Source organism: Pelagibacterium montanilacus (assembly GCF_003992665.1).
Classification (GTDB): Bacteria; Pseudomonadota; Alphaproteobacteria; order Rhizobiales; family Devosiaceae; genus Pelagibacterium; species Pelagibacterium montanilacus.
The window spans coordinates 40,838-51,337 of the sequence record NZ_RZMX01000051.1; the positions used below are offsets into that span (position 1 = coordinate 40,838).

Consider the following 10,500-nt stretch of genomic DNA (forward strand, 5'->3'; position numbering starts at 1 on the left):
GGGGCCGCCGGGGTGGAGATCGTATCGCGCGATACGAAAACCTTAACTCTCATTGGGTAATTCTACCGATCCACGGACAAGGAATATCTCCAGGATGGGTGTGCCATTTTTGCGTTCCCGAGCGGTCAAGCATGCTCAGCTCTGCGTCGATACGATCGCCGCACTCCACCGCACACAATGCATTATCGAGTTCGAGCCTGACGGGACGATCATCACCGCCAACGCCAATTTCCTGGCGCTGACCGGCCACGCGCCCGAAGAGGTTGCAGGGCGTCATCACAGTATGTTCCTGGACCCCGCCGCGGCGGCGGCGCCCGATTACCAGCGGTTCTGGTCGGACCTGGCGCGGGGCGAGATCAAGTCCGGACGCTTCAAGCGCCGCGACAAGGCTGAGCGGGACGTTTGGCTCGAGGCCAGCTACACCCCGATCAGCGGCCGGGACGGAAAGGTCTACCGGATCATCAAGGTGGCCACCGACGTGACCGACCGCCACCGGCAGGCCGCTGACACGGCTGGCCAGATCGCCGCGATTTCGCGGTCCCAGGCGGTGATCGAGTTCACCCTCGAGGGCACGATCCTGGAGGCAAACGAGAATTTCTGCGAGACCATGGGCTATCGCCGCGACGAGATCGCGGGCCAGCACCACCGCATGTTCGTGACCCCCGAGGACGCCGCCGTCCCCGCCTATGGGGCGTTCTGGCGCAGCCTGGCGAGCGGGCAATACCACTCGGCCCAGTACAAGCGCCTGGCCAAGGGCGGTCGCGAGGTCTGGATCCAGGCCTCCTACAATCCCATCCTCGACGCAGACGGGGTGCCCTACAAGGTGGTCAAGTTCGCCACCGAGATCACGGGGCGCAAACAGGCGGTGATCGGGTTGAGCCAGGCGCTCGAGCGGCTGGCCGACCGGGACCTCGAATGCCGGATCGAAGCGAGTTTCCCCCAAGAGCTCGAATCGGTCCGCCACGCCTTCAACCAGACGGTCGAACGGTTCGGCAGCATCGTGCGCGAGCTGCGCTCGACCTCACGGGCCCTGCGCGGGGCGACGGGCGAAATCCTCGTGGGGGCGAACGACCTCGCCGAGCGCACCGCCCGCCAGGCGGCGGCGGTGGAGGAAACCCGGTCTTCGATCGAGAGGCTGTCGGCAGCGGTAAACGAGAATGCCAAGCGCGCCAGCGCGGCCGGAGACAACGCCAGGACCGTCGCCAGCGGCGCGCAGGCCACAGGCGCGGCGATGGACGAGGCCAATCAGGCCATGGACACGGCCAGCCACCGATCGGCAAAAATCGCCAACATCATCGAATTGATCGACGGGATCGCGTTCCAGACCAATCTGCTTGCGCTCAACGCATCGGTGGAGGCGGCTCGAGCCGGCGATGCGGGGCGCGGCTTTGCCGTGGTGGCCATGGAAGTGCGCCGACTCGCCCAGTCGGCGGCCAGCGCATCGGGAGAGGTCAAGGGTCTCGTCGAGCAATCCAACGACGCGGTTACCCAAGGGTCCCGGCTGGTTGCCGCTGCGGCGACGCGCCTGGGCGAGATGGTCGACCGACTCAAGGAGAACGCCCATCTGATGGAGGAAACTGCCCAGGCCAACGGTCAGCAGGCCTCGGCGCTGGCCGAGATCAGCGTCGCGATCGGGCAGATGGACGAAATGACCCAGCACAATGCCGCGCTGGTCGAAGAGACCAATGCAGCGATCGAGCAGACCGAGGATCAGGCCCAGAGGGTCGATACGCTCATCGACGCGTTCGTCCTTCCGGACGGGGTCGAGGTGCCGGCCAAGCCCAGGATCGCCGCGGCGAGCGGAGCCCCGGCGCCCAGGCGCACCGCGCCGCCGCAGCGGCGGATCGAGGGCGCCCTGGCGGTCTCGGCCGATTGGGACCAGTTCTAGATCCTATCCCGTTCTGATTGGATCAGAACGGGAGCTCTCGAACCTCGATCTGTTGCGGAACCCGCCCTGAAAGGGGAGGATCAGACCGCGCCGCGAACAGCGGGCCGGACGCGTTCGCGGTAGAACGCGGCAAGTTTTTCATGCACGGAAGCGGGCAGATCGGGGAGATCGCCGGCTTCCACGTTGACCCCGATCTGGTCGGCGCGCGACACCCCGGCAATCACGGTCGAGACGGCCTTGTGATCGAGTATCCAGCGCAGGGCGAAATGGGTCATGTTCATCCCATCGGGCATGAACTGGCGCAACTCTTCGGCGCGCTCCACGCCGGTCTCGAACGGCAGGCCCGAGAAGGTCTCGCCCACCGAGAACGCCTGCCCGTCCCGGTTGTAATTGCGGTGGTCGGAAGGGGCGAATTCGCTGTCCTTTCTGAACTTGCCCGAAAGCAGGCCCGAGGCCAGCGGCAGGCGCACGATGATGCCTACGTCCTTTTCCATGGCGCGGTCGAAGAGCTGCTCGGTGGCGTCCTGGCGGAAAAGGTTGAAGATGATCTGGAGCGTGGCAAGGCCATCATGCTCGAGGCAGATCAGCGCCTCCTCGATGGTTTCCACGCTGGCGCCCCAATTGCGGATGAGGCCGTCGGCCTTGAACTCCTCGAGCCAGGTGAAAATCTCGCCGTCCTTGAGAACCGCGGGCGGCACACAGTGGAGCTGGGCGAGATCGAGGGTTTCGACGCACAGCCGGCGCGCGGAGTTCTCGAGGCTCTCGCGCACCCCGCCGCGGGTGTATTTGTCGGGATAGAGCGCCGGAGAGCGGCCGAGCTTGGTGGCCACCACAAGTCCGGCGGGCTTGCCGTAAAAGGTGCCGATGCGGTGCTCGGACAGACCGCCGCCATAGACGTCTGCCGTGTCCCAGAAGGTGACGCCCAACCGTGCGGCATTGGCGAGGATCGTGGAGGCATCCTCATCGGTGACCGGGCCGAAATCGCCCCCGAGCTGCCAGCAGCCCAGACCGATCTCGGAAACTTCAAGTCCGGTCTTGCCAAGCCGCCGCGTCTTCATGGGGTCGTCTCCGTTGCTCGTTCAGAAGGCCTGCATCCTTGATAGGCGAGGCGAAGATGGGATGCAATTGACTTGGGTTGGTGCCCGTGCCAGTGCTTTGCAGTGCTGGTCCTGCCCTTCGCGACGCGAGCGGCAGGTGAGAAAGGGAACACGGTGCGGACGACCCCACAAGGGACCTATGCCGTGGCTGCCCCCGCAACTGTAGGCCGCGAGAGCCTTTGCCGATCCACTGGACGCACGCCCCTTAAGGAGCAAACGCCGGGAAGGGGCAAATGGTTCGCCAACCAGCGGCAAGCCAGGAGACCTGCCAGCACAGCTAGCCGGACCTTCACAGCCGTGGAGGTGCACATCATTTCCGAGCCTGTCGGGTGGACGGGCCAAGGAGGACATCTCGACATGACGACCCAACGCATCCCCACGACCGTGATCACCGGATTTCTGGGGGCCGGCAAGACGACGCTGGTCCGCCACCTGCTCGCCCATGCCAAGGGGCGCCGCATCGCCCTGATCATCAACGAGTTCGGCGATATCGGCGTGGACAAGGACGTGCTCGCGGGGTGCGGGGACGAAACCTGCCGGGAAGAGGACATGATCGAGCTGGCCAATGGCTGCATCTGCTGCACGGTGGCCGACGATTTCATTCCCACCATGAAGGCGCTGCTGGCGCGGCCGGACCGGCCCGACCATATCGTGATCGAGACCTCGGGGCTGGCCCTGCCCCAGCCGCTGATCCGCGCCTTCAACTGGCCCGAGATCAAGGCGGAAGTCACGATCGACGGGGTGATCACGGTGGCGGATGCCGCGGCGCTCGCCGAAGGCCGGTTTGCCGCCAACGAAGCAGCGGTCGACGCGCAGCGCCGGCTCGACGAGATGCTGGACCACGACACCCCGCTGGGGGAATTGTTCGAGGACCAGCTGGTGGCTGCCGACATGATCGTGCTCAACAAGACCGATCTGGTGGCCGCAGAGGCGCTGGACGGGGTGGAAGCCGAGCTTAAAAAACACATGCGCAAGGGCACCTCGATCGTGCGCGCGGCCAACGGGCATGTGGATGCCGCAGCGCTTCTGGGGCTCGGGATGGGCACCGAGGACGATCTGGAGGGCCGGGAAAGCCATCACGAGCTCGAGCATGACGGGGAAGGCCACGAGCACGACGATTTCGACTCCTTCTCGCTGACGCTCGAGGCCGGCCCGGGCAAGACCGAGCTGCTCGAAGCCATTTCACGGACCATCGCCGAGCACGATGTGTTGCGGCTCAAGGGCTTTGCTGCGATCCCTGGCGCTGGCGCGCGGCTGGCGATCCAGGCGGTGGGGCCCAGGGTCAACGCCTATTTCGACCGGGCCTGGACCGAGGGCGAGGCGCGGCAGACCCGGCTGGTGGTGATCGGGGAAAGCCCGCTGGCCCGCGAGACGATCGAGGCCAGCCTGCGGCAGGTGATGCAGGCGGCCTGAGGCCATGCACCTTCTCGCCGCACAGGCCGGGGCACTTCAGCAGGACGGAGAGGCGATCGACCCGGGCCAGACGCCCGGGCGGATGGCGTTCGCCTCTTCGGCCGACAGCGAGCTGGCCATGCTGGCCGCCGCCGCGGATCGGGCGGGCGAAGAGGGCCTGCGGCTCGCGAGCCTGATGCGGCTGGCGCATAATTTTTCCGTAGACCTGTGGTGCGAGCAGGCCCTTTCGGGGGCCGGGGCGATCGTCATCCGGCTGATCGGGGGGCCCGCCTACTGGCCCTATGGGTGCGACGAGATCGAAATGCTCGCGCGCCAGAGGGGCATCCCTCTTGCCTTTCTGCCCGGTGACGGTCAGCCCGACCCCAGCCTTCTTTCCCGCTCGACACTCGATGAGGACGACTGGCACCGGCTCAACAGCCTGTTTCTGACCGGCGGGCCGGACGCCGCCGACGCCATTCTCGCAGCAATGGTTGCGCTGGCCGAAGGAAGGGAAATGGCCGTGGAGGCGCCCGAGGCCCTGCCTGCATTCGGGTTCTGGGATCGCGCGCGCGGCATCATCGACGGCCCCGCCCGGCTGACGTGCCCTGCCCGGCCCGAGGAGGGCGCGCATCATCGGCGCCACGTGCCGATCCTATTTTACCGCGCTCTGCTAGAAGGGGCGGGTACGGCAACGCTCGAGGCGCTGATCGCGCAGTTGGGCGCCGCCGGTCTCGCGCCCGTGCCGATCGTCATTTCCTCGCTCAAGCAGGCCCAATGCGCCCAATTCGTGCGCGAGGCGCTGGGGGCGATCAGGCCCGCGGCGATCTTCAATCTCACCGGGTTTGCGCTCGGTGTCGGCGATCTGGCGCCCGAGGCCAACCCTTTCGCCCTGACCGATGCGCCGGTGATCCAGCTTCTCCAGGGCTCGCGCCCGTCCGCGCTCTGGGAAGCCGATCCAAGGGGGCTAACGCAAAAAGACCTCGCCATGCAGGTGGTGCTGCCCGAGATCGACGGGCGGGTCGGGGCCTTGCTGGTGGGGCACAAGGCTGAAGCGGTCTGGCACGAACGCACGCAATGCCCGCTCACCTCGTTTGTGCCCGAGCCCGAGGGGGTCAAGCGAGCCGTGGCGCTGGCGGCCAACTACGCGCGGCTTCAGCAAACCCCGCGGGCCGAACGCAGGGTGGGGATCGTTCTGGCCAACTATCCCCTGCGCGACGGACGGCTCGCCAACGGAGTGGGCTATGACGCGCCCCAATCGACGGTCGAGATCCTTCGGCTGATGGCAGAGGCGGGGTATGATGTCGGGGGGGCTGAGCCAGTCGCCGGCTCGGATGCCCCCTCACCCCCGGCCCCTCTCCCACAAGGGGAGAGGGGGGCTCCAGTTGCCGGTTATGGGGCGCTGGAATCGGGCACCGCGCTGATCGAACATCTCCAGACCGGGCCGACCAACGGGCGCCCGAGCCATGGGGTGTCCGATGCCATCCTGCCGCTCGTGCTCTACAGCCAATGGCTCTCCGAGCTGCATCCGTGCATCGCCGAGGACGTCACGGCGCGCTGGGGGACGCCGGAGGCCGATCCGTTCGTGCGGGGAGATGGCTTCCACCTGCCCGTCAAGCGCCTGGGCAATGCGGCGATCCTGTTGCAGCCGGCCCGGGCCTATGATGTGGCCGAGGAAGAGAGCTTTCACGATCCCAATCTCGTGCCGCCCCACGCCTATATCGCCAGCTATCTCTGGCTGGTGCGTGCCTTCGGCATTCATGCACTGATCCACAATGGCAAGCACGGCAATCTCGAATGGCTGCCGGGCAAGGCCACCGCGCTCGACAGCGAATCCTACCCCGGCGTGCTCTGGGGACAATTGCCGCATCTCTATCCCTTCATCGTCAACGATCCGGGGGAAGGCACCCAGGCCAAGCGGCGCGCTGGCGCGACCATCATCGATCATCTGGTGCCGCCGCTGACCCGGGCGGAGACCTATGGCCCGCTCAAGGACCTCGAAGCGCTGCTCGACGAATATTACGCGGCCAGCGGCATGGATCACCGCCGGCTCGAGGATCTCAAGCGGCGCATTCTCGACTTCACCCGCGATACGCGGCTCGACCGGGACATGGCCCTGCCCGAGGACGAGACCCTGGCGCTCGCGACCATCGACACCTTTCTGTGCGAGCTCAAGGAATCCCAGATCCGGGACGGCCTGCACGTTTTCGGCCGCTCCCCGACCGGGGCGTTCGAGCGCGACCTCGTGATCGCGTTTGCGCGCGTGCCGCGCGGGGACGGGCAGGACGGCAACGGCTCGCTGATCGCCGCGCTGGCAGACGATCTGGGGCTCGGGGTCGATCCGCTGAGCCTTGAGATGGCCGCCCCCTGGGCTGGTCCTCGGCCCTCGGTCCTGGCGACCGGCGGGGTATGGCGGACGGCGGGCGACACCATCGAACGGCTCGAAGCGCTGGCTGCCGAGCTGGTTTCGGGCCGGGCGCCCCATCCAGACTGGAGCGCGACACGGGCGGTGCTCGAAATGATCGAGACCGATATCCGGCCCCGGGTCGCCGCCTGCGGGCCTGCCGAAGCCCGGGCGCTGATCGCCGGGCTGGACGGCCGGTTCGTGGCCCCGGGCCCCTCGGGAGCGCCGACGCGCGGGCGAATCGACACCCTGCCCACGGGGCGCAATTTCTATTCGGTGGACAACCGCGCCATTCCCACCCAGACCGCGTGGGCGCTGGGCGAGCGGGCCGCGAACGCGCTGCTCAAGCGCCATTTCCAGGAACACGGGGTCTGGCTGACCGCGCTGGCCATGAGCGTCTGGGGCACGGCCAATATGCGCACGGGCGGCGACGACATCGCCCAGGCGCTGGCCTTGATCGGCGCCAGGCCCAAATGGCAGGGCGCATCGCTGGCTGTGATGGGCTACGAGATCATCCCGCTCGCAAAGCTCGGTCGGCCACGAGTGGACGTGACGCTTAGGATTTCGGGGTTTTTCCGCGACGCCTTTCCCGCCCAGATCGCGCTTTTCGACAGGGCGGTCCGCGCCATCGGGGCTCTGGACGAGCCGATCGAGGACAATCCCATCGCCGCGCGCATGCGCACCGACGCGCTGGGGCTGATGGCCGAGGGCGCGTCCCAGGAGGACGCCGCGCTGCGCGCCGGCCACCGGATTTTCGGGGCGGCGCCGGGGGCATACGGCACGGGGGTGGGCAAGCTCCTCGATTCGGGCAATTGGCGCGAGAAGGGCGATCTCGCCCAGGCGGTGCTGGCCTCCGGGCAGCACGCCTATGGCGCCCATTCCGAGGGCATCGCGGAAAAGGCGCTGTTCGCCGATCGGCTGAAAAGTGCCGATGCGGTGCTCCAGTCCCAGGACAATGCCGAGCACGACCTGCTCGATTCCGACCAGTACTACCAGTTCGAAGGCGGGCTTTCCGCTGCGGTCGAGATGCTCTCGGGCGCCCGGCCTGCCGCCTACCACACCGACACCTCCCGACCCCAGGCGATCAAGGTCCGCACGCTCGAGGAGGAAATCTCGCGGGTCATGCGGGCGCGGGTGGTCAATCCCAAATGGATCGAGGGGATGAAGCGCCACGGCTATCGCGGGGCGTTCGAGATGGTGGCCACGGTCGATTTCATGTTCGGGTTCGCCGCCACCACCGGCGCGGTCAAATCCCACCATTTCGACCTCGCCTTCGAGGCATTCGTCGAGGACGAGGAGACCCGGGCCTTCCTCATCGGGGCCAACCGGTTCGGCTATGAGGAACTGCTCGCAAAATTCACCGAGGCGCGTGAGCGCGGCTTCTGGGCGCCGCGGTCCAACGCTGCCCCCGCCTATCTTTCCGGAGAGATCAGATGACCGAGACGCCGCGTCCCAAAAAGACCGATCTGATGAACGAGGCCGAGCGCGACGCCTATCACGCAGAGAAGATGCGCAAAAAGAAGATCGCACGCGACAAGCTGGTGGCGGCCAACCAGAGCGAGAAGGGCCTGCTGATCGTCCACACCGGCAAGGGCAAGGGAAAATCGACCGCCGCTTTCGGGATGGTGTTCCGGGCCATCGCCCACGGATTCAAGGTGGGGATCGTCCAGTTCGTCAAAGGCAAATGGAATACCGGGGAACGCGACATCCTCGACCATTTCCCAGATCAGGTAACCATCAACGCCATGGGCGACGGGTTTACCTGGGAAACCCAGGACCGCCAGCGCGATCTCGCCGCCGCGCGCCAGGCCTGGGACAAGGCCAGGGCGCTGATCGCCGATCCCGATTACAAAATGGTGCTGCTCGACGAGCTCAACATCTGCCTGCGCTATGATTATCTGCCGCTCGATGAGGTGATCGAGACCCTGCGCAACCGGCCCGTAGATACCCATGTGATCGTGACGGGCCGCAACGCCAAGGACGAACTGATCGAGATCGCCGATCTGGTGACGGAAATGACGCTAATCAAGCACCCCTTCCGCGAGCAGGGGGTCAAGGCGCAGGCTGGTATCGAGTTTTAAAAGCAGCCGCCGTCCTGGGCGAGGGAGTTGCCAAGCCGGTTGGCGATGGGGTCGAAATCGGGGATGTCGCGCGCTGGGTAGTCCAGCCGCACATTGGCGGTCTGGGTATCGTTACAGACCAGCAGCGTCTTGGTGTAAAAGACGTGGCCGGCCTTTGTGCCCGTCCAGGCGGCCCAGTCCGGGGTTTCCGAGCGATAGGTGATCGACCAGCCCTCGGCCTCGTCGGCGGCGATGCGCGCCCGGGTCTGGGACGAGAAATCGGGCCCATCCAGCAGGCTTCCCCACACGGTGATTGCCGAGCGGCCGTTGTCGGCCCGGTAGCGCTTGCCGTCTCCGGAGGGCACGAGCGCACCCGACTGGGGCGCATAACCGGGCGGGATGTCCACGCCCACCCCGAAACGCGGATTGACATAGCGCGTCCAGTCCGCCGCAAGGGCGGCCTGCGCCGCCAGGGGCCCAAGCAGAACGAGAAAGACGAAAGCGCGAATCATGGAGCCAGATTTGCCGATCGATTGGGGCTTAGGCAAGGCACCTGTTGGCACCTGGCCGGCATCTTGCCGCGGACCGGCGAGAGGGATAGGACAAACGCTCGATGCTGGGGAGCGCGAGCTGACGTGAAACGGGCCTCAATCGCAGATGTCGCCCGCCATGCCGGGGTATCAACCGCCACGGTGTCGCGCGCGCTCAATACGCCCGATCAGGTGACCGAGGCGACGCTGGCGCGCGTGGAAGCGGCGATCGATGCGCTCGATTATGTGCGCAGCGAGACGGCCCGCAGCTTCAAGACCCAGCGCTCGCGCATGATCATGGTCGTGGCCCGCAATATCGGCAACATCTACTATTCCGAGTTGTTCCGGGGCGTCCAGCGCCGCGCCGAGGCGCTGGACCACGAGATCATGATCGCCAGCCCCATGCACACGAGCACCGATGCGCTGATCGCGGCCCATCTGCGCACCGGGCGGGTCGACGGGGTTGTGGTCCTTTCGGGGCTCGAAGCCTCGCGGGTAAACACCTCGGTCTTGCGCGAGCACTATGGCGGGCCGCCGCCCATCGTGGGGATCGGGGAAGAACGCGGACATCTCGCCCTGCCCCATATCCTCGTCGACAACGAGCGCGCGGGTTATCTGGCGGGCAAGCACCTTCTGGCCATGGGCCATACCGCCATCGCACATATTCCGGGCCCGGAGGGCACGCCGGTGCGACGGGCCCGGGCGGGCGGACTTGTCCGCGCGCTCGCAGAGGCCGGTCTTGCGCCGGCCTGGCCTGAGGCATTCGAGGGGGGCTTTTCGATCCAGACCGGACGCGGGGCTGCCCAGACCATGTCTGCGCGGCCCGACCGGCCCACGGCGATCTTTTGCGCTAACGACGAGGTCGCGCTCGGCTTCATTGCCGAGGCGACGCGGCTCGGCATCCGCGTTCCAAAAGAGGTTTCGGTGGTGGGGTTCGACGATATCGTCTTTGCCGAGGCTGCGATCCCGGCACTGACCTCGATCCGGCAGCCGCGGGAAGCCATGGGCATGCGAGCCATGGATCTGGTGCTGGCCCTGATCGAGGGCGAGCGCGCCGAGGAGATGATCGAATTGCCGCTCGAGCTGGTGGAGCGCGACAGCGTCTGCCCGCCCGGCACCTGATTGCCGTCCG

At 66.7% G+C, this 10,500-nt stretch carries 7 protein-coding genes and 1 riboswitch; of the genes, 5 read left to right on the forward strand and 2 right to left on the reverse strand.

The annotated features are described in order from the left end of the window. The first annotated feature begins 94 nt into the window (after positions 1-94). Entirely contained in the window at positions 95-1,888 is a 1,794-nt protein-coding gene (locus EO136_RS13755; RefSeq protein ID WP_127144972.1) for a methyl-accepting chemotaxis protein, read from the forward strand. A gap of 80 nt (positions 1,889-1,968) precedes the next feature. Here EO136_RS13755 and EO136_RS13760 read toward each other — a convergent pair whose 3' ends face one another. Next, the gene (locus EO136_RS13760) at positions 1,969-2,946 is read right to left on the reverse strand and encodes an aldo/keto reductase (RefSeq protein WP_127144973.1); all 978 of its coding nucleotides are present in this window, start codon (positions 2,944-2,946) and stop codon (positions 1,969-1,971) included. An 89-nt stretch (positions 2,947-3,035) separates the two neighbouring features. After that, positions 3,036-3,272: riboswitch (cobalamin riboswitch) on the forward strand. A 70-nt stretch (positions 3,273-3,342) separates the two neighbouring features. Here EO136_RS13760 and cobW point away from each other — a divergent pair. Genes cobW through cobO form a run of 3 tightly spaced genes read left to right on the forward strand, consistent with a single transcriptional unit; the run spans position 3,343 to position 8,859 of the window. Next, the gene (gene cobW / locus EO136_RS13765) at positions 3,343-4,398 is read left to right on the forward strand and encodes a cobalamin biosynthesis protein CobW (RefSeq protein ID WP_127144974.1); all 1,056 of its coding nucleotides are present in this window, start codon (positions 3,343-3,345) and stop codon (positions 4,396-4,398) included. Between the two features lie 4 nt (positions 4,399-4,402). Continuing rightward, positions 4,403-8,215 carry a cobaltochelatase subunit CobN gene (cobN, locus tag EO136_RS13770; RefSeq protein ID WP_127144975.1) on the forward strand — a complete coding sequence of 1,271 codons (3,813 nt, stop codon included), beginning with the start codon at positions 4,403-4,405 and terminating at the stop codon, positions 8,213-8,215. Between the two features lie 32 nt (positions 8,216-8,247). After that, on the forward strand, positions 8,248-8,859 hold the full coding sequence (cobO, locus tag EO136_RS13775; protein WP_425466628.1) for a cob(I)yrinic acid a,c-diamide adenosyltransferase: 612 nt from the start codon (positions 8,248-8,250) through the stop codon (positions 8,857-8,859). Here the strand turns inward: cobO and EO136_RS13780 are convergent. Next, positions 8,856-9,350: a hypothetical protein gene (locus tag EO136_RS13780; RefSeq protein WP_127144977.1), complete on the reverse strand. Its 495-nt coding sequence runs from the start codon at positions 9,348-9,350 to the stop codon at positions 8,856-8,858. The two genes, cobO and EO136_RS13780, sit on opposite strands and share 4 nt — an antisense overlap. 123 nt (positions 9,351-9,473) lie before the next feature. On the opposite strand from EO136_RS13780, the gene EO136_RS13785 reads away from it, so the two are divergent. Then, positions 9,474-10,490, forward strand: coding sequence for a LacI family DNA-binding transcriptional regulator (locus EO136_RS13785; RefSeq protein WP_127144978.1), 1,017 nt, complete (start codon positions 9,474-9,476; stop codon positions 10,488-10,490). The last annotated feature ends 10 nt before the right edge of the window (positions 10,491-10,500 follow it).

What these genes read in the sequence shown, in the direction of transcription:
- EO136_RS13755 (WP_127144972.1), top strand. Translation starts at nt 95, where the DNA reads ATGGGTGTGCCATTTTTGCGTTCCCGAGCGGTCAAGCATGCTCAGCTC.
- EO136_RS13760 (WP_127144973.1), bottom strand. Translation starts at nt 2,946, where the DNA reads ATGAAGACGCGGCGGCTTGGCAAGACCGGACTTGAAGTTTCCGAGATC.
- cobW (WP_127144974.1), top strand. Translation starts at nt 3,343, where the DNA reads ATGACGACCCAACGCATCCCCACGACCGTGATCACCGGATTTCTGGGG.
- cobN (WP_127144975.1), top strand. Translation starts at nt 4,403, where the DNA reads ATGCACCTTCTCGCCGCACAGGCCGGGGCACTTCAGCAGGACGGAGAG.
- cobO (WP_425466628.1), top strand. Translation starts at nt 8,248, where the DNA reads ATGAACGAGGCCGAGCGCGACGCCTATCACGCAGAGAAGATGCGCAAA.
- EO136_RS13780 (WP_127144977.1), bottom strand. Translation starts at nt 9,350, where the DNA reads ATGATTCGCGCTTTCGTCTTTCTCGTTCTGCTTGGGCCCCTGGCGGCG.